The sequence below is a fragment of the Finegoldia sp. P2-F-LR genome (assembly GCF_052932265.1).
Genome location: NZ_JBRFJF010000060.1, coordinates 1 through 218 on the forward strand (window position 1 = coordinate 1; position 218 = coordinate 218).

Consider the following 218-nt stretch of genomic DNA (forward strand, 5'->3'; position numbering starts at 1 on the left):
TGTTCCTGGTTGTTCAGGTGTTCCTGGTTGTTCTGGAGTACCTGGTTGTCCAGGTGTTCCTGGTTGTTCAGGTGTTCCTGGTTGTTCTGGAGTACCTGGTTGTTCAGGTGTTCCTGGTTGTTCAGGTGTTCCTGGTTGTTCTGGAGTACCTGGTTGTCCAGGTGTTCCTGGTTGTTCAGGTGTTCCTGGTTGTTCTGGAGTACCTGGTTGTCCAGGTG

The 218-nt window shown here is 51.4% G+C and carries 1 pseudogene; it reads right to left on the minus strand.

Going from position 1 to position 218, the window contains the following annotated elements:
* Positions 1 to 218 (minus strand): annotated as a pseudogene (locus ACU68W_RS09420) (response regulator); the annotation flags it as partial.